Genomic DNA, 18,767 nt, shown 5'->3' on the forward strand with positions numbered 1-18,767 from the left:
ATGCAATGACGATACTGGTGACGGGAAGCGCCGGCCACCTCGGCGAGGCGCTGATGCGCGTCCTGAAGGCGCAAGGCCGATCGGTGCGCGGCGTCGACATCAAGTCCTCGGATTTCACCGACGCGGTCGGCTCCATCGGCGACCGCGCCTTCGTCCGGCAGGCGATGTCGGGCATCAGCCACGTCATCCATGCCGCCACGCTGCACAAGCCGCATGTCGCCACTCACGACAATCAGGATTTCGTCGACACCAATATCGGCGGCACGCTGAACCTGCTTGAAGAGGCGGCCGCCGCACGCGTTGCAAGTATCGTCTTCACCAGCACCACCAGCACCTTCGGCGCGGCATTGACGCCGGCCGCCGGCCAACCGGCCGCATGGATCACCGAGGACGTGCTTCCGGTCGCGAGGAACATTTACGGCGTGACGAAGCTCGCTGCCGAAGGTCTGTGCGAACTCTTCGCCCGCAAATTCGCATTGCCGGTCGTTATTCTGAGGACGTCGCGTTTCTTTCCCGAAAGTGACGACGATCCCGACATTCGCAACGCCTATTCGCCGGCAAATGCCCAGGCCAACGAGTTGCTCCATCGCCGCGTCGATATCGCCGATGTGGTCGGCGCCCATCTGCTCGCCCTCGAAAGGGCGCGTCCACTTGGCTTCGGTCGCTACATCATCTCGGCCACCACGCCGTTTTCACCAGACGATCTCGCCGAGATCAGGCGCGACGCGCCTGCGGTCGTCGAGCGGCTCTTTCCGGGAGCCCGCGGCCTCTATGCCGAACACGGCTGGAAGATGTTCCCGGCGCTCGACCGCGTCTACGTCAACGAGCGCGCACGGCGCGAACTCGGCTGGCAGCCGCGCTATGATTTCCGCTTCGTGCTCGATTGCCTGCGCGAGAATCGCGAATGGCGCAGCCCATTGTCGCTCGACGTCGGCTCCAAAGGCTATCACGACGAGATTTTCGCCGAAGGCCCCTATCCGGTCGATTAATGACAACGACTTCCTGACGCAGGATGGTTTCCAGGTGGGCGCAGCCTACAAGGCGGAAGGCGGCGCCGACGTCGACACCATGTTCAAGGTCTTCCAGGTCACCCTTCCCGGCTAGAAGAAGTAGTCGCACCTGTTAAAAAAAAGGGGGACGCGCGCCGCGTTCGCCTATCGATCTGCTGCCTTTGCCGGCGATGGAGAGAAAGTGCGATCCACGACCACCGATGGATGTTTACGATCCTGGGCGCCTACAAACGTAGGTGGGCACCGTGTGTCCAGGCCCACGGGCCTGGCCAGGGACAGCTCCCTTTGGATCGAGTATGGCCCCAGGGATTGTGGTTCCTGTCGAGAGGCGCAGACCGCATCGCGATATATAAGGGCGTTTGCATCGACGCGCCAGTGGCGACGGCAGGCCGCGCCGATTTAATTGAGGTCAATTGAGCTCGGGGGCGGAGCGGCCATTCAGCTTGTCGGTGATGCCGCGGATGCGGCTCGACACCTCGCCGAGCGCTGCCGCCAGCGTTTCCTCGGTGCGGGCGGTCGCCGCAAGCACCGTGTCGCGGTTGCCGCGCAGCGACTCCAGCTCGGATTCCAGCCCGGCGATGCGGCGCGTCAGCTCGGCAATCTCGTCCATGATCATGATACCGGCCATGACGGTGATCCTGAGATCGCCGATCTCACCGAACTGACCCTTGAGATGGCCGACATAGCGATCGAAACGGATGGCAAGATCCGTCAGATGATCCTCCTGCCCTTCCTCGCAGGCCATGCGATAGGCCTTGCCGTCGATCGTTACCGTCACCTGCGCCATGTCATATTCTTTCTCATCAGCGATCCAGAACCGCGCGGATCGTTTCCATGGCCGTCACCAGCCGCCGCGATACTTCGCGATTGACCTCTTCCAGCCGATTGGCGCGGAATTCGGCCTGGTCGAGCTCCTGCGCCAGCCGGGAGCGGTCGGCATGCACGCGCCGCACCTCGCCCTCGATCTCCCCTTGCTCGCGCTGCCGCTCGATGCGCATGTCGACGGCGTTTTCGAGGCTCGAAATCGCCTGCCTCAGCTCGTTCAGCGCTGCTTCCATGGTTTTGCCTGTGGGCATCATGCCTTTCCGATTCCCGCGCAGGATCCGCGAATCGGCACTCTGCACCGATCCTGTGATTTCAAAAAGGATATGCAGCTCGCCAACGGCCCGTCAATAAATCCCCCCACCCGTCCGCCGGCCTATCTTGTGGATGAGCGTTTTATCGGTGCCTGCCGCATAAAATTTGTCATTTGTACAATCGCGCGAGCAAATGTCAAAAATCGCCGCAACCCCGCCGGATTCGGCCCGCCATTTATTGACTCGCCCGTCTTAACTGCTATGTCTCTGCCGCTTTCATTCGATGGTCTTGGAGGCTCGAGGCCATCCCCCGACACCCGGAGCTTGCGGAAAAGCCATGACCTCTCCCGAACAAAACGACCGGATGGCGAATGCGATCCGTTTCCTCGCCATGGACGCCGTTGAAAAGGCGAATTCCGGCCACCCCGGCATGCCGATGGGCATGGCCGACGTGGCAACGGTCCTGTTCACCAAATATCTGCGCTTCGATCCGAAGAAGCCGCACTGGCCGAACCGTGACCGCTTCGTGCTCTCGGCCGGCCATGGCTCGATGCTGCTCTACTCGCTGCTCTATTTGACCGGTTATCCCGACATGACGGTCGAGGACCTGAAGCAGTTCCGCCAGGTCGGCTCCAAGACTGCCGGCCACCCGGAATACGGCCATGCGACCGGTATCGAAACCACGACCGGCCCGCTTGGCCAGGGCATCGCCAACGCCGTCGGCATGGCGATCGCCGAGCGCAAGCTGCGCGAGGAATTCGGTGCGGACCTGCAGGATCACTATACTTACGTCATCAATGGCGACGGCTGCCTGATGGAAGGCATCAGCCATGAGGCGATCGCGCTTGCCGGTCACCTGAAGCTCAACAAGCTGATCCTCTTCTGGGACAACAACTCGATCACCATCGACGGCGCCGTCTCGCTGTCGGATTCGACAGACCAGATCGCCCGCTTCAAGGCCGTCCACTGGAACACCATCGAGATCGACGGTCACGATCAGGCCGCCATCGCCGATGCGATCGAGGCCGCCCACCAGTCCGACCGCCCGACCTTCATCGCCTGCAAGACGGTCATCGGCTTCGGCGCTCCGAACAAGGCCGGCAGCCACAAGGTGCACGGCAGCCCGCTCGGCGCCGATGAAATCGCCGCCACCCGCAAGGCTCTGAACTGGGATTACGAGCCCTTCGTCGTCCCTTCCGACATTCTCGAGGCATGGCGTTCGGCCGGCACCCGCTCCGACAATATCGTCAAGGCATGGGAAGAAACTCTGTCCAGATCGCCGGCCAGAGCGGAATTCTCCCGCCGTATGGCAGGCGACCTGCCGGAAGGTTTCGATGCCGCGATCAGCGCATATAAGAAGAAGCTCGCCGAGACCAGGCCGACGGTTGCAACCCGCAAGGCATCCGAGGACGCACTCGAAATCATCAACGGCTTCGTGCCGGAAACCCTCGGCGGCTCCGCCGACCTGACGCCGTCGAACAACACCAAGACCAGCCAGATGCACTCGATCACGCCGACGGATTTCGCCGGCCGTTACGTGCATTGGGGCATCCGCGAGCACGGCATGGCGTCCGCCATGAACGGCATTGCGCTGCATGGCGGCCTCATTCCCTATAGCGGCGGCTTCCTGATCTTCTCGGATTATTGCCGCCCGCCGATCCGCCTCGCAGCACTGATGGGCATCCGCGTCATCCACGTCCTGACGCACGACTCGATCGGCGTCGGCGAAGACGGCCCGACGCACCAGCCGGTCGAGCAGCTCGCCGGCCTGCGCGCCATCCCGAACCTGCTGGTCTTCCGGCCGGCCGACGCCACGGAAACGGCGGAATGCTGGCAGATCGCCATTAAGACGCACAACCGTCCGTCGGGCCTTGCCCTGACGCGTCAGAACCTCAGCCCGGCCCGCACCGAATACAGCGAAAAGAACCTTTGCGAACAGGGCGCTTATACGCTCGCCGGCAATGCCGATGCCAAGGTGACGATCTTCGCCTCCGGCTCGGAAGTCGAAATCGCCGTCGCCGCTCGCGCCACTCTTGAAGCCAAGGGTGTTTCGGTGCGTGTCGTCTCGGTGCCCTGCACCGAACTGTTCTTCGAGCAGCCGGACGCCTATCGCAAGGATGTTCTCGGCAACTCGCCGGTCAAGATCGCCGTCGAAGCCGCCGTCCGCGAGGGCTGGGACGCCTTCATCGGACCGGAAGGCACTTTCATCGGCATGAAGAGCTTCGGCGCGTCCGGCCCGGTCAAGGACGTTTACAAGCATTTCGGCATCACCGCCGACGCCGTCGTTGCGGCCGCGGAAGCAAAGCTTTAAAGAGGGCGCCTTGAGGCGCTCTCCATCTCCTCAATTCCAGGCCCTCTCTATCGGGCTCTATTCTATCGGGAGTGAATGCACATGACAGTCAAGGTTGCCATCAATGGTTTCGGCCGCATCGGCCGTAACGTCCTTCGCGCTATCGTCGAATCCGGCCGCACCGACATCGAAGTCGTCGCCATCAACGACCTCGGCCCGGTCGAGACCAACGCCCACCTGCTGCGCTACGACTCGATCCACGGCAAGTTCCCGGCAAACGTGAAGGTCGAAGGTGACACGATCACCGTCGGCAGCGGCAAGCCGATCAAGGTTACGGCGATCAAGGATCCGGCAACGCTTCCGCACCGCGAACTCGGCGTCGACATTGCCATGGAATGCACGGGCATCTTCACCGCCCGCGACAAGGCCGCCGCCCATCTGACGGCCGGCGCCAAGCGCGTCATCGTTTCGGCCCCTGCCGACGGCGCCGACCTGACCGTCGTCTACGGCGTCAACCATGACCAGCTCACCAAGGAGCACCTAGTCATCTCCAACGCGTCCTGCACCACCAACTGCCTGGTGCCGGTCGTCAAGGTTCTCGACGACGCCGTCGGTATCGACCACGGCTTCATGACGACCATCCACTCCTACACCGGCGACCAGCCGACGCTCGACACGATGCACAAGGACCTGTATCGCGCCCGCGCAGCCGCCCTCTCGATGATCCCGACCTCGACGGGCGCAGCCAAGGCCGTCGGCCTCGTCCTGCCGCATCTCAAGGGCAAGCTCGACGGCACCTCGATCCGCGTTCCCACCCCGAACGTTTCGGTCGTCGACTTCAAGTTCGTCTCCAAGAAGGCGACCACGGTCGGCGAAATCAACGAAGCCATCAAGGCCGCCTCCAACGGCGCGCTGAAGGGCATCCTCGGCTACACCGACGAGCCGCTGGTCTCCCGCGACTTCAACCACGACAGCCACTCCTCGATCTTCGCGACCGATCAGACCAAGGTCATGGAAGGCAACTTCGTGCGCGTCCTGTCCTGGTATGACAACGAGTGGGGCTTCTCCAGCCGCATGTCCGACACGGCCGTCGCCTTCGCCAAGCTCATCTGAGAGCCTGACGATCGAATCTTCGGAAACGGCCCGGGAAACCGGGCCGTTTTGTTATAGGTACCGCGCCGGATCGATTGCGAAACCTGATATGGTGCACCAAGCCCTGAACCGCTTCGCCGGCCGGGGAGATAGGGAGAGATGCATGGATTACTTTACCGTTGAGATCGCCGGCCGCGCCATTGCCAGCTTTCGTTCGAAAAACCATGAGGAAGCGACGCACTTCTTCGAGGCGGAAGATTTTCGCGACGACCTGACCATCCTGGAATCCGAAGGCAAGCCCCTGTGGGACCGTAAGGCCGCGCTCAGCCTGCGCAAGGCGACCGCCGAGGAAGCCAGCGAAGTCGAGCACGCCTATGAATTCGATGACGATCCGCAGAGGACCATCGACGACGAATTCGTCGTTTTCCTGGTTCCGGTCGAGGATCTGACCGGCGAGGGCGACGACACTGCAGACTGACAGCCGATCTGCCTCATCTTCCTGTTTTGAAAGCCGCTTCGAAGCGACGGGTTCGGGGTGGCCGCAAGAATCACGATTGGCAATCCACTGGCCAAGCGTGATAGATTGAGGAAATGCAAGTGGAGGCGATAAATGGCAGAGGCGCAAAAACGCTTGTCCCATACCACCCTCAAGCGGCGGCAGCGGTTTCATCGCAAGCGGGACGTCAGACCTGTCGTGCTGGCAAAGGCCAATCGTCTGGTCGTTCGGGCTGCCGTGTTCATCGGTCTTTCGTTTCTCGCCGTCATCACACTTCAGGCGGTGTTGGGATAGCACTCGCCCAAACCGCGGCTGCGATCCCTTCCTCTCGCCAGTGGACAAGACGAACGGGGGCGGCTCGCAGATACCGGCAGGAAAAATCGATCTTCCTGCCTTTCGCCCTGCTCTTGCCTGATTTGCTTATACATTCTTTGTAGAGAGTTTCTCCCGTAGCATTTCCGTGTCGGTGGCCGTCCGGCAGCCGTTCAGCAGCATGATGCAGCACGAGACGAGGTTAAGCCGCAAGGCCTACCCTTCTCTGCCGTTTTGCCGTTTACTGATGCATCGACGCGCGTGGTGGAGGGGTTGAGACAAGGCGGATCGGCCGGGGGTGGCCGCATCGGCAAGCATTCGATGGAAAGGGGTGGGCATGGAAGCGTTCTATATCGTAGTGCTGGTCGCGACGGCGCTCGTGCTTCTTGCCGCTTTTTCGAGCCTGCTCGCCTTCCGCTTCGGCGCCCCGCTGCTTCTGCTGTTTCTGATGATCGGCCTTGCCGCCGGCGTCGACGGTCTCGGCATCGAATTCAGCAACAACTATCTGGCCTATATTCTCGGCTCCATCGCGCTTGCCGTCATCCTGTTCGATTCCGGCTTTGGCACGCCGATGCAGGCTTTCCGGCTGGCAGCCGTGCCCTCTCTCACGCTCGCCTCCGTCGGCGTGCTGATCACCGCCTCGCTCTTTGCCTTCGCCGCCATGTGGCTTTTGAACTTCACCTGGCTGGAAGGACTGCTGCTCGGTTCGATCGTCGCCTCGACGGATGCCGCCGCCGTCTTCTTCCTGCTGCGCATCGGCGGCATCAACATCCGTGACAAGGTGCGCTCGACGCTCGAAGTCGAATCCGGCACCAACGATCCGATGGCGATCTTCCTCACCATCGCCCTTGTCGAGGTGCTGGCGAGCGGTGAGCGTTACGACGGCATCAATATCGGCATGCTCGCCATGTTCGTGCAGCAGATGGGGCTCGGCGTCATCCTCGGCCTGCTCGGCGGCATGATGATCGTGCTGATCGTCAGCAAGCTCGATACCGACCGCGGCCTGACGCCGATCTTCGTGCTGGCGCTCGCCCTGCTCGTCTTCTCCTTCGCCGGCACGGTCGGCGGCAGCGGCTTCCTGGCCGTCTATGTTGCCGGCATCTACGCCGGAAATCGCAAGATGCAGGCGATCGGCACCATCAAGCGCTTCCAGGACGGCATGACCTGGCTGGCGCAGATCATCATGTTCCTGGTGCTCGGCCTGCTCGCCACGCCGTCGCAATTTCCCGTCATCATCGTGCCGGCCATCCTGCTCGCCTTCTTCCTGATCTTCGTCGCCCGGCCGCTGGCGATCTGGCTGTCGCTGCTTCCCTTCGATTACACGCAGCAGGAAATCGGCTTCGTCGCCTGGGTCGGCCTGCGCGGCGCCGTCTCCATCCTGCTTGCCATCATGCCGATCCTCGGCGGGCTGGAGAACGGCCAGATCTATTTCAACACCGCCTTCATCATCGTGCTGGTCTCCCTGCTCGTCCAAGGCTGGACGATCAAGCCCGTCGCCAAGAAGCTCGGCCTCATCATTCCGCCGCGCATCGGCGCCGTCGACAAGGTCGAGGTCGACCTGCCGGGCGCCGCCAACCACGAACTGCTCTCCTATCGCGTCATCAAGGATAGTCCGGTGCTGCGCGGCGAGCGCATCCCGCGCTGGGCGACACCCTCGCTCGTCATCCGCGATGGCAAGTCGATGCGTTATCAATATGCCGGACGCCTGCGCGAGAACGACCTCGTCTACCTCTTCATCGTGCCGAGCTATTCGCGCCTGCTCGACCGGCTCTTCGCCAGCCGTGCGCCGGTCGATGAGGACGATGCCGAATTCTTCGGTGCCTTCGCGCTGTCGCCTGCCCGCCCCGCCGCCGATCTTGACGCCGCCTACGGTCCCGGCCTGCTCAACGAATCCGAAAAAGGCCTGACGATCGCCGAATTGATGCGGCAGCGCCTCGGCGGCAAGGCCGATTATGCCGACCGCGTCCGCCTCGGCTCGATCATTCTCATCGTCCGCGATCTCGACGAACACGACCACGTCACCTCCGTCGGCATGTCGCTCGAAGCGGTCGAACCGGCAATCACCCTGCCGATCTTCATCAATCTCAAGGACATCATCCAGCGCATCCGCGAGCGACTGAAGGGACGCCGGAATCGCGAAGCGGCAGCCTCCGAAGGCCCGCCGAAAGCATCGGCAGGAGGCGACGAAGCCAGGCGCGAAAACGGCCGTTGAACGCCTTGCGTCTCGAATGATCCTTGCTATGGTCGGCGCAACTTCCGCCAACCAAGACTGGATCCTCCCCATGCCTGCTTTCAAGACCCTCGACGATCTCACCGACATCAGCGGCAAGCGCGTTCTCATCCGCGTCGACCTCAACGTTCCGGTCAAGGACGGCAAGGTCACCGATACGACGCGCATCGAGCGTGTGGCGCCGACGATCCTCGAATTGTCCGACAAGGGCGCCAAGGTGATCCTGCTCGCCCATTTCGGCCGGCCGAAGGACGGCCCTTCGCCGGATCTGTCGCTGTCGCTGATCGCCCCTTCCGTCGAGGAGGTGCTCGATCACGCCGTGGCGACGGCTTCCGACTGCATTGGCGAGGCTGCCGCTTCCGCCGTCGCCGCGATGAATGACGGTGATATCCTGCTTCTGGAAAACACCCGCTTCCACAAGGGCGAGGAAAAGAACGACCCCGACTTCACCAAGGCGCTTGCCGCCAATGGCGATATTTATGTCAACGACGCCTTCTCCGCCGCCCACCGCGCCCATGCCTCGACCGAGGGCCTTGCCCATCACCTGCCGGCCTATGCCGGCCGCACTATGCAGGCCGAGCTGGAAGCGCTGGAAAAGGGCCTCGGCGCCCCGGCCCGCCCGGTGGTCGCGATTGTCGGCGGCGCCAAGGTCTCGACCAAGATCGACCTCCTGATGAACCTCGTGAAGAAGGTCGACGCGCTCGTCATCGGCGGCGGCATGGCCAACACCTTTATCGCCGCCCGCGGCACCCATGTCGGCAAGTCGCTCTGCGAGCATGACCTCGCTGAAACCGCCAAGCAGATCATGATCGAGGCCGCGACATCAGGCTGCGCCATCATCCTGCCGGAGGACGGCGTCGTTGCCCGCGAATTCAAGGCCGGTGCCGCCAACGAGACGGTCGATATCAACGCCATTCCCGCCGATGCCATGATGCTCGACGTCGGCCCGAAATCGGTCGAGGCCATCAACGCGTGGATCGAGCGCGCCGCAACGCTCGTCTGGAACGGTCCGCTCGGCGCCTTCGAAATCGAGCCCTTCGATACCGCAACGGTCGCTGCCGCGAAATACGCCGCCGAGCGTACGACAGCCGGAAAGCTCACCTCGGTTGCCGGCGGCGGCGACACCGTCTCGGCGCTCAACCATGCCGGCGTTGCCGACGATTTCACCTATGTCTCGACCGCCGGCGGCGCCTTCCTCGAATGGATGGAAGGCAAGGAACTTCCCGGCGTCGCCGTCCTCAACGCCGCCGGATAAGACCGAGCGCCTCGGCGCGAAAAAACGCATTCGGCGTCGCACCTTGCAATAGGCGGTGCGGCGCCGCAAACGCAATTTGGCAGATTTTACATGTGGATAGACCGCGGTGGCGAGAAGCCTTCCGCGGTCTTTTGCTCAAGGCTTGAAAAAAATCCCATTTTTTCAAACGATTGAATTGATTTCAATCGTTTCAATGACTTAGCCTTCCATTTTCCTCACTATAAACTTCTGTTATCGCCGTCCTATATTCTTAAACCGCCGATGTTAACGCTGTGGAGAGATCGAATGAGCGAACGACTGGAAGACATTGCAGTGCAGATGGTTGCAGGTGGCCGGGGGCTGCTTGCGGCTGACGAATCGACCTCCACCATCAAGAAGCGTTTCGACACGATCAATCTTGAATCGACCGAAACCAGCCGTCGCGACTACCGCGAGATGCTCTTCCGCTCCGACGAGGCGATGAAGAAATATATTTCCGGCGTCATTCTTTTCGAAGAGACGCTTTACCAGAAGGCCGCCGACGGCACGCCTTTCGTCGACATCATCCGCGCTGCCGGTTCGATTCCCGGCATCAAGGTCGATACCGGCGCCAAGCCAATGGCCAAATTTCCCGGCGAAACCATCACCGAAGGCCTCGACGGCCTCGGCGAGCGCCTTGCCCGCTATTATGAAGCCGGCGCCCGTTTCGCCAAGTGGCGCGGCGTCATCGCCATCTCGTCCTCGCTGCCGACCCGCGGCTCGGTCCGTGCCAACGCTCAGGCGCTCGCCCGCTATGCGGCTCTCTGCCAGGAAGCCAAGATCGTGCCGATCGTCGAGCCGGAATGCCTGATGGACGGCAAGCCGGGCGACCATAACATCGACCGTTGCGCCGAAGTCACCGAAGCCACGCTGCGCATCGTCTTCGAGGAACTGGCCGAAGCCCGCGTCAGCCTCGAAGGCATGATCCTGAAGCCGAACATGGTGATCGATGGCAAGAACGCCCGCAAGGCGTCGGTCGAAGAAGTTGCCGAGCGCACCGTCAAGGTTCTGAAAGCGACCGTTCCCTCCGCCGTTCCCGGCATCGCCTTCCTCTCCGGCGGCCAGACGACCGAAGAGGCGACCGCGCATCTTTCCGCCATCAATGCCACCGGCGACCTGCCCTGGCTTGTCACCTTCTCCTACGGCCGCGCCCTGCAGGACAGCGCCCTCAAGGCCTGGAACGGCAAGCCGGAAAATGTCGCCGCCGGCCAGCGCGAATTCACCCACCGCGCCGAGATGAACAGCCTCGCCGCCAAGGGCAGCTGGAAGAAGGACCTGGAAAAGGCCGCTTGACTTTTGGACTCGGGATTTGGGTGGGGGCGGCAACCACAACGTTGCCGCTCCCGCCAATCCCTTCGGCTCCCTCATTCCTGTGCTCGTCACAGGAATCCAGTGCGCCCAAGTCCTTGGGCGCACTAGTCCTTCCCCTCATGCGTTGATTCATTCACGGCGCAGACGCGCCATAGTTGGATTCCTGTGACATCCCTTGGGCGAAGTCCTGAGGCGCACAGGCATGAGGGAGTTCGGGGAGACGTTCTCCTCCACCAACGAGCCGGCGGATAAATAAGGCGCGCAGGCAAAGCCCGCACTCATTTGTCACGGCGACAAGAAACCGCTTCATTCCCTAAAAAACCATGCTTACTCATGACGGCCTGCCACAACAGGAGCCGCCATGAACACCATCTCCTACGTCACCGTCGACGTCTTCACCTCCACCCGCTTCGAGGGCAATCCGCTTGCCGTCATTTCCGATGCCCGGGGCTTGAGCGATGTGGCGATGCAGAAGATCGCCACCGAGTTCAACTATTCCGAAGTCACCTTCGTTCTGCCGCCCGAAGACGATCGGAATTCCGCTCGTGTGCGCATCTTCACTCCGACGATGGAGATCCCTTTCGCCGGCCATCCGAATGTCGGCACCGCCTACGTGCTCGGCCGGCAGGCCGAGATCTTCGGCAAGCCGGTCGGCGACAGGCTGCGCTTCGAGGAAAAGGCCGGCATCGTCGAAGTCGACCTGAAACGCAACGGCGGACAAATCGAGGCCACCGCCATCCGCGCGCCGCAGCCGCTGACGATCGGCGACACCATTGCCGAGGAAACCGTCGCCCGTTGCATCTCGCTCGATCCGCGCGTCATCGTCTCCACCACCCACGCGCCGGTCTTTGCCTCCGTCGGCCTGAACTTCGCCGTCGCCGAATTAAAGGGGCTCGAAACCCTGGCCGCCGCCCGTCCGAACCTTGCCGGCTTCCAGGCGGCCGCGGGCCGGCAGACGACGAGCGGCCACGACTTCTCGCTCTTCGTCTATGCCAGGACATCGGACGATCCGTGGCATATTCGCGCCCGCATGTTCGCGCCCCTCGATAACGTGCCCGAGGATCCAGCAACCGGCAGCGCTTCGGCAGCACTCGGCACCTATCTTGTCTCGCTTGCGCCGGACGCCGATATGGACGTCCGCATCACCATCGAACAAGGCGTCGAAATGGGCCGCCGCAGTATCATTGCCCTCGATGTCGTGAAATCCGGCGGGATCGTCACCGATGTCGTCATCTCGGGACGCTGCGTTTCCGTCATGCGCGGAGAAATCATCCTGCAGGACTGACGATCCGGGATGGAGTTCGGGCTTACATCAGGAAGTCGCGCGACAAGAGCGCCACGGCCCAGACACCGAAGGCGATGAGCGCGATCTTCCAGAAATCCATGCGCCGCCGGAGGCCGGGGAGCCCGAGCGGCTTGATCACCTGTATCGCCATGGCAAGCATGAGCAGCAAGGCTATCAGCTTTGTCATGCTTTATTTTTTCCATTTTTCGGAATGTCACAGGACGGACATTTTTCCGCGCGAACAAGAGCATCTCGACACGCCGTAAAGATATTCCGGGGCACAATCAATCATCTTGAGGCTGGCCAGGCGTAGGTCTTGCCTTATGTCCGTTTACAATCGCTGAGACCGAGTCTGGGGAAATGAAGAGAAATCTGCTGTCCGTCGCCGCGTTGCTCTTTGGCACGCTCTTCCTTTTCATGGGCAACGGCCTGCAGGGCATCCTGCTTCCCGTGCGCGGCAATCTCGAAGGCTACGCCACCACGACGCTCGGCCTGCTCGGCACCTCATGGGCCGGAGGCTTCGTCATCGGCTGCCTGGTGGCGCCGAAACTGGTGCGCCGCGTCGGCCATGTCAGAGCCTTCTCCGGCTTCATCTCGATCATCGCCATCATCGCGCTGGTCAGCGGCATCATCATCGATCCTATCTGGTGGGTGGTCCTGCGCGCCGTCACCGGTTTCTCCACCGCCGGCACCTCGATGATCATCGAGAGCTGGCTGAACGAGCGCGCCAGCAACGAAAGCCGCGGCGCGATCTTCTCGCTCTATATCGGCATCACACTGCTTGGCGTCGTCGGCGGCCAGATGATGATCCCGCTCGAGGATGTGCGCACGCCGGTGCTGTTCATGATCTGCGGCATCTTCTATTGCATCGCCATGCTGCCGACGACGCTTTCGACCGCCGCCTCGCCGCAGCCGCTGAAGGCCGTGCGTCTCGACCTGCCGGCGCTCTACCGCAATTCGCCCGTCTCCTGCCTCGGCATCCTGCTCGTCGGCATCGCCAACGGCGCCTATGGCACGCTGGGCGCCGTCTTCGGCGCCGGCGCCGGCCTTTCCGACACCAGCATCGCCGTGATGATGAGCGCCACCATCTTCGCCGGCGCCATGATGCAGTTGCCGGCCGGGCGACTTTCCGATCGTATCGACCGGCGCTACGTGCTCGCCGCCATGTCGGCGATCGCCGCCCTCGCCGGCCTGCTGATCTTCATGCTCCACCCGACATCGCCCGCCTTGCTGATCGGGCTGGTTGTCCTTTACGGCGCGGTGGCCAACACGCTCTACCCGATCGCGGTCGCTCACGCGAACGACTTCGCGGCATCGGAGGATTTCGTCAAGGTCTCCGGCGGTCTGCTGCTCCTCTACGGCATCGGCACGGTCATCGGCCCGACGCTCGGCGGCCCCGTCATGTCGGCGATCACACCGCATGCGCTTTTCCTGGTCACGGCCATCGCCCATGTGCTGATCACCGTTTATGCGATTATCAGAAGCCGCATCCGCGCCGCCGTCCCGGCCAGCGACCGCGACGCCTATACGACGATCCCGACCGGCACTTCGCCGATGCTGACGCCGGAAAGCATGTCCCTTGCCGACCGCGGCACCGGCAAGTCTCCCGAAAGCAGCGATCCTGCTGTAAAGTTCGGATAGAGCGTCCCGCAGGACTGCGCTGCGTTTTTTTTCCGTAACTCATGAACGGGAAGCTCAGGACAAGGGTGCGTTTAGGCCGGATCGGTCTAAATTTCCCTTCCGTATCACCCGTATTTTTCGCCATCATGCTGCAGCAAAAGGAGGAGAACCGATGAGCTTTATCGATGACGACCGGCCGCAGAAGAAAACCGCCCATGAGATCGGCGCCGATCTCTCCCTGCTTTCGGTGGACGAGCTGAAGGCGCGAGTGGAGTTGCTGAAGACCGAGATCACCCGCCTGGAAGCCGAGGCCGCCCGCAAGGCCTCCGGACGACAGGCGGCGGAAAGCTTCTTCCGATCATGATCCGTAAAAACCTCAAAAAACAACAGCATGGCTGACCAAACGAGCCAGCCTCAAGTCTTCATTCGGCACAATGTTAATAAAATATTAAGCTTTATAAGGTATTACTATATTCATCCAGATTTCCTCTGGGTCTCAGACAGTTTTCCATGCGGTGAATTGGTCTGATTTTTCTCCCTGTTTTACCTTGAGAGCCGCTTTTGCGGCTCTTCTTTTTGCTGCGGCCGGCGCATTTCCATGAAACTGTGGAGATTAACCCTTTCTTAAGAAACGGCTTGCGCATTTGCGCTAATGATACCATCTTAAAGTCATAAAGACCGGCTCGGGAAACTTTTCCGTCGGCGCCGGCGTTACCTGACCATAAGTAGCTGCGTGCAACAGGGACTATTGCGATGTCGGAAGTTGGATTGAACACGATCAGTTTTGCGGGCCGCGCGGCTGCATCCTCACAGTTCAAGGCGCTTTATGCCGAAGGCATGTCGCTGGTCGAGGAGACCGCCGCCTATCTCGACGGCCAGGGCCGCGCAGCCTCCAAGGTTCTGCCGCGCATGGCGTCCGTCCTCTATGCCGCGGAATCGATGCGGCTGACCACCCGCCTGATGCAGATGGCTTCCTGGCTGCTGCTGCAGCGCGCCGTCAACAACGGCGAAATGTCCCGCGATCAGGTGCTGGCCGAGAAGAACAAGGTTCGCCTGGACGGCTTCAACGTCGACCGCGCCGCACCGGGCTGGGGCGATTTGCCGGAATCCTTCCGCGATCTCGTCGAGCGCTCGCTGCGCCTGCAGAACCGCATCGCCCTGCTTGATCGCGAAATCTATCGCCCGGCCGAAGCCGTGATCGTTCACGACAATCAGAACAGCGTGCAGGCCCAGCTTTCCCTGCTGCAGACGGCCTTCGGCAACAACTGACCGATCTGACAAATTCCATTTGAACCGGCTGCGCCTTGCGCGGCCGGTTTTTCATTTGTTACGCTACCGCGCCAGCCTGCAAACGCAAAAAGCCCGGCAGAACCGGGCTCTTTTCAAATTCCGTCGAGCAGAAGCGATTAGAGGCCGAGGCCGCCGAAACGCTTGTTGAACTTGGAAACGCGGCCACCGCGGTCCATCAACTGCTGATTGCCGCCGGTCCAGGCCGGATGCGACTTGGAATCGATTTCGAGGTTCATGACAGCACCTTCCGAACCCCAGGTCGAGCGGGTTTCGTATTCGGTGCCATCGGTCATGACTACCTTGATCATGTGATAGTCGGGATGGATGCCTGCCTTCATAACAATCTTCCTGCGATACCGGAGTTCAATTTGCCGCATGCAGTTGCGGCCACCGAACCGATTGAATAAATGAAGCCGCAGTCGTGATGGCTACGGCTTCCCATTAGGATGGCGTGCCTATACATGAAGGACGCCGGGATAACAAGAGCCAACAGGCCGCATTAGCGGGTCCTCGCGGCGATCGGAGATGATTTGGCAGAACAGGGACGGGCTGGGGAAAACAAAGGGCGGTCGTTGCGGCCGCTTGGCAGACTGACGCCTTATCTCATGCGCTATCGCGGCCTGGTGGCGGGTGCGCTGATTTCGCTGACGCTTGCCGCCGTCACCTCGCTGGCGCTGCCGCTCGCCGTGCGCCGCATGATCGACCACGGCTTCACCCAGTCGGACGGCCGCTTCATCAACAGTTACTTTGCCATGCTGATGGTCATGGCCGTCGTGCTCGCTGTTGCAAGCGCCATGCGCTATTATTTCGTCATCACCATCGGCGAACGCATCGTTGCCGACCTTCGCCGCGATGTCTTTGCCCATGTGACGCGGCTGTCGCCCTCCTTCTTCGACGTCAACCAGTCCGGCGAAATCATCTCGCGTCTGACGGCCGATACGACGCAGATCAAGTCCGCCGTCGGCGCCACTGCTTCCGTGGCGCTCAGGAACCTCATCCTCTGTCTCGGCGCCATGGGCATGATGGTCGTCACCTCGCCGAAGCTTTCCAGCCTCGTCATCGGGGCGATCCCGCTGATCGTCTTCCCGCTCGTTGCCTTCGGCCGCTCGGTGCGCAGGCGCTCCCGCGCCGCCCAGGATACGCTCGCCGAAGCGTCCGCCTTTGCCAACGAGACGATCGCCGCAACCCGCACGGTCCAGGCCTTCAACGGCGAAGATGCCGCAGCGACGCGCTACGGCGGCGCCGTTGAATCCGCCTATGAGGCCGCCCGCGCCGCCATCCGCTCGCGCGCCTTGCTGACCGGCATCGCCATCACGCTGATCTTCGGCAGCGTCGTCGCCGTGCTCTGGGTCGGCGCCCACAGCGTGCTTGCCGGCACGCTTTCGGCCGGCACGCTCGGTCAGTTCCTGCTCTATGCCGTCATTTCGGCCGGATCGCTTGGCGCACTGTCGGAGGTCTGGGGCGAACTCTCGCAGGCGGCCGGCGCGGCCGACCGTCTGACCGAGCTTCTCGACGAGGTCTCGCCGATCGCCGCCCCTGCCAGCCCCGAAGCCCTGCCCTCGCCCAGCCGCGGCCGCGTCGAATTTTCCGACGTGCATTTCGCCTATCCCTCGCGTCCCGGCAAATCGGCGCTGCATGGCTTGAACTTCGCCATCGCGCCGGGCGAAACCGTCGCCATCGTCGGCCCCTCCGGCGCCGGCAAGAGCACCGTCTTTTCGCTGCTGCTACGCTTCTACGATCCGCAGCAGGGCAGCGTGATGATCGACGGTGTCGACGCCCGGCTGACGACACCGGACGAGTTGCGCCAGCGCATTGCCATCGTGCCGCAGGACGTCACGATCTTTGCCGCTTCGATCCATGACAACATCGCCTTCGGCCGCCCCGGCGCCTCGCGTGAGGAGGTCCGCGCCGCAGCCCTTGCCGCCCAGGCCGACGAGTTCATCGCCCGGCTGGAGAGCGGCTATGAGACCGAGGTCGGCGAACGCGGCGTCACCCTCTCGGGCGGCCAGCGGCAGCGCATCGCCATTGCCCGCGCCATCCTGAAGAACGCGCCGGTACTGCTGCTCGACGAGGCGACGTCTGCCCTTGACGCCGAAAGCGAGACCCTGGTGCAGAAGGCGCTCGACGGCCTGGTCGACGGCCGCACGACGCTCGTCATCGCCCATCGCCTCGCCACCGTGCTGAAGGCCGACCGCATCCTCGTCATGGATCAGGGCCGCGTCGTCGAGGAGGGCACGCATCAAAGCCTGATCCGCCACGGCGGCATCTATGCGCGCCTCGCCCGGCTGCAGTTCGACGCCGCCAACGAGGATGTACTCGCTCCCGCGAAATGACCGGCATCCACTTTTCCCAGGACAGCAACTAAAGTCTGACCTCTCTTGCACTCTATCGCGGTTGTCTTTCCCGCCTCCTGCCCTACCCTCTTCATGCCCCCGGGTAGGGGGTTGCTGTTGAAATCGTGGGAGGAGATAGGAATGGCGCTTTCCAACATGACGCGACGCACGGGCCTTGCGCTCGTTTTCGGCCTGGCTGCAACGCTCGGTCTCGGCACGGCTTCCGTTGCCGCGGATTTTCCGGATCGTGCGATCACCATGGTCGTGCCCTTCGCGGCCGGCGGCTCGACCGATGTCGTCGCCCGCATCGTCGCGCAGAAGATGTCGGAAGATCTCGGCCAGCAGGTGATCGTCCAGAACGTCGCCGGCGCCGGCGGCAATCTCGGCGCCGGCAACGTCGCCCGCGCCGACCCCGACGGCTACACCATCCTGATGGGCACGGTCGCGACCCACGCCCTCAATCCGCTGGTCCTCAAATCGACCCCCTATGACCCCGAGAAGGATTTCGCGCCGATCTCGCTGCTCGTCGTCGTGCCGAACGTGCTGGTCGTCAATCCGGAATTGCCGGTAAAGACAGTGCCGGAATTGATCGCGCTCTTGAAGGCGGAGCCCGACAAATACAGTTACGCCTCGTCGGGCAACGGCACGCCGCTGCATCTTTCCGGCGAACTCTTCAAATCCATGGCCGGCGTCAGCATGCAGCACATCCCCTATAAGGGCGCCGGCCCGGCTTTGAACGATGTCATCGGCAACCAGGTGCCGATCATGTTCGACAACCTGCCCTCCTCATCCAGCCACATCAAGGCGGGCACGCTGAGGGCGCTGGCGGTGACGACGGCGGAGCGCGCCCCCTCCTTCCCCGACGTGCCGACGGTCGCCGAATCCGGCATTCCAGGCTATGAGACCTATACTTGGAACGCACTCTTCGCGCCGGCAAAGACGCCGAACGAGGTGGTAATGCGCCTCAATGCCGCAGCCAAGAAGGCGCTCGCCGATCCCGCCGTTGCCGAACGGATGAAGGAGTTCAGCGCCACCATTGTCGGCTCGACCCCGGAGGAACTCGCAGCCCATGTGAAAGCCGAGCTCGCCAAATGGGGGCCGGTCGTCAAGGGCGCGAATATCCAGATGGAATGACGCGGCGGCATCCCA

At 62.3% G+C, this 18,767-nt stretch carries 18 protein-coding genes and 1 other RNA gene; 14 read left to right on the forward strand and 5 right to left on the reverse strand.

Annotated elements, in window-relative coordinates; translation table 11 throughout:
• Positions 1-5: 5 nt before the first annotated feature.
• Positions 6-989, forward strand: a complete 984-nt coding sequence (locus CO655_RS06160; RefSeq protein WP_097664240.1) for an NAD(P)-dependent oxidoreductase — start codon at positions 6-8, stop codon at positions 987-989.
• A 202-nt stretch (positions 990-1,191) separates the two neighbouring features.
• Here the strand turns inward: CO655_RS06160 and ssrS are convergent.
• From ssrS to CO655_RS06175, 3 genes are all read right to left on the reverse strand, one after another.
• Positions 1,192-1,350, reverse strand: a non-coding RNA gene (gene ssrS / locus CO655_RS06165) — 6S RNA.
• Positions 1,351-1,419: 69 nt separating this feature from the next.
• The gene (locus CO655_RS06170; protein WP_097664125.1) at positions 1,420-1,797 is read right to left on the reverse strand and encodes a cell division protein ZapA; all 378 of its coding nucleotides are present in this window, start codon (positions 1,795-1,797) and stop codon (positions 1,420-1,422) included.
• 16 nt (positions 1,798-1,813) lie between these two features.
• A complete protein-coding gene (locus CO655_RS06175; RefSeq protein WP_009994078.1) occupies positions 1,814-2,089 on the reverse strand; it encodes a DUF4164 domain-containing protein in 276 nt (91 codons plus the stop codon).
• Positions 2,090-2,423: 334 nt separating this feature from the next.
• Here CO655_RS06175 and tkt point away from each other — a divergent pair, with 334 nt between their 5' ends.
• From tkt to CO655_RS06215, 8 genes are all read left to right on the forward strand, one after another.
• Complete coding sequence (tkt, locus tag CO655_RS06180; protein ID WP_097664126.1) at positions 2,424-4,397, forward strand: transketolase; 1,974 nt, start codon at positions 2,424-2,426, stop codon at positions 4,395-4,397.
• A gap of 81 nt (positions 4,398-4,478) precedes the next feature.
• Positions 4,479-5,489: a type I glyceraldehyde-3-phosphate dehydrogenase gene (gene gap, locus CO655_RS06185; protein WP_097664127.1), complete on the forward strand. Its 1,011-nt coding sequence runs from the start codon at positions 4,479-4,481 to the stop codon at positions 5,487-5,489.
• Positions 5,490-5,631: 142 nt separating this feature from the next.
• Positions 5,632-5,946, forward strand: a complete 315-nt coding sequence (locus tag CO655_RS06190; RefSeq protein WP_097664128.1) for a hypothetical protein — start codon at positions 5,632-5,634, stop codon at positions 5,944-5,946.
• A 132-nt stretch (positions 5,947-6,078) separates the two neighbouring features.
• Positions 6,079-6,258: a hypothetical protein gene (locus CO655_RS06195; RefSeq protein ID WP_097664129.1), complete on the forward strand. Its 180-nt coding sequence runs from the start codon at positions 6,079-6,081 to the stop codon at positions 6,256-6,258.
• A 355-nt stretch (positions 6,259-6,613) separates the two neighbouring features.
• Positions 6,614-8,488, forward strand: a complete 1,875-nt coding sequence (locus CO655_RS06200) for a potassium/proton antiporter (protein WP_097664130.1) — start codon at positions 6,614-6,616, stop codon at positions 8,486-8,488.
• A 70-nt stretch (positions 8,489-8,558) separates the two neighbouring features.
• Positions 8,559-9,761 (forward strand): phosphoglycerate kinase, encoded by a 1,203-nt coding sequence (locus CO655_RS06205; RefSeq protein WP_176539221.1) that lies wholly within the window; start codon positions 8,559-8,561, stop codon positions 9,759-9,761.
• Positions 9,762-10,046: 285 nt separating this feature from the next.
• Positions 10,047-11,072 (forward strand): class I fructose-bisphosphate aldolase, encoded by a 1,026-nt coding sequence (locus CO655_RS06210; protein ID WP_097664132.1) that lies wholly within the window; start codon positions 10,047-10,049, stop codon positions 11,070-11,072.
• Positions 11,073-11,451: 379 nt separating this feature from the next.
• Positions 11,452-12,375 (forward strand): PhzF family phenazine biosynthesis protein, encoded by a 924-nt coding sequence (locus CO655_RS06215; protein ID WP_097664133.1) that lies wholly within the window; start codon positions 11,452-11,454, stop codon positions 12,373-12,375.
• Positions 12,376-12,397: 22 nt separating this feature from the next.
• Here CO655_RS06215 and CO655_RS33755 read toward each other — a convergent pair whose 3' ends face one another.
• Positions 12,398-12,562 carry a hypothetical protein gene (locus CO655_RS33755; RefSeq protein WP_097664134.1) on the reverse strand — a complete coding sequence of 55 codons (165 nt, stop codon included), beginning with the start codon at positions 12,560-12,562 and terminating at the stop codon, positions 12,398-12,400.
• A 173-nt stretch (positions 12,563-12,735) separates the two neighbouring features.
• On the opposite strand from CO655_RS33755, the gene CO655_RS06225 reads away from it, so the two are divergent.
• From CO655_RS06225 to CO655_RS06235, 3 genes are all read left to right on the forward strand, one after another.
• A complete protein-coding gene (locus tag CO655_RS06225; RefSeq protein WP_097580336.1) occupies positions 12,736-14,016 on the forward strand; it encodes an MFS transporter in 1,281 nt (426 codons plus the stop codon).
• Between the two features lie 151 nt (positions 14,017-14,167).
• Positions 14,168-14,359 (forward strand): DUF1192 domain-containing protein, encoded by a 192-nt coding sequence (locus tag CO655_RS06230; RefSeq protein WP_010031580.1) that lies wholly within the window; start codon positions 14,168-14,170, stop codon positions 14,357-14,359.
• A 389-nt stretch (positions 14,360-14,748) separates the two neighbouring features.
• A complete protein-coding gene (locus CO655_RS06235; protein ID WP_004679442.1) occupies positions 14,749-15,264 on the forward strand; it encodes a DUF1465 family protein in 516 nt (171 codons plus the stop codon).
• A 137-nt stretch (positions 15,265-15,401) separates the two neighbouring features.
• Here CO655_RS06235 and rpmE read toward each other — a convergent pair whose 3' ends face one another.
• Entirely contained in the window at positions 15,402-15,623 is a 222-nt protein-coding gene (rpmE, locus tag CO655_RS06240; RefSeq protein WP_003566413.1) for a 50S ribosomal protein L31, read from the reverse strand.
• A 192-nt stretch (positions 15,624-15,815) separates the two neighbouring features.
• Here rpmE and CO655_RS06245 point away from each other — a divergent pair, with 192 nt between their 5' ends.
• Both CO655_RS06245 and CO655_RS06250 read left to right on the forward strand, forming a co-directional pair.
• Positions 15,816-17,618, forward strand: coding sequence for an ABC transporter transmembrane domain-containing protein (locus tag CO655_RS06245; RefSeq protein WP_097664135.1), 1,803 nt, complete (start codon positions 15,816-15,818; stop codon positions 17,616-17,618).
• A 141-nt stretch (positions 17,619-17,759) separates the two neighbouring features.
• Positions 17,760-18,752: a tripartite tricarboxylate transporter substrate binding protein gene (locus CO655_RS06250; RefSeq protein WP_097603991.1), complete on the forward strand. Its 993-nt coding sequence runs from the start codon at positions 17,760-17,762 to the stop codon at positions 18,750-18,752.
• Positions 18,753-18,767: the final 15 nt, after the last annotated feature.

Source organism: Rhizobium sp. M1 (assembly GCF_002531805.1).
Lineage (GTDB): Bacteria > Pseudomonadota > Alphaproteobacteria > Rhizobiales > Rhizobiaceae > Rhizobium > Rhizobium etli_C.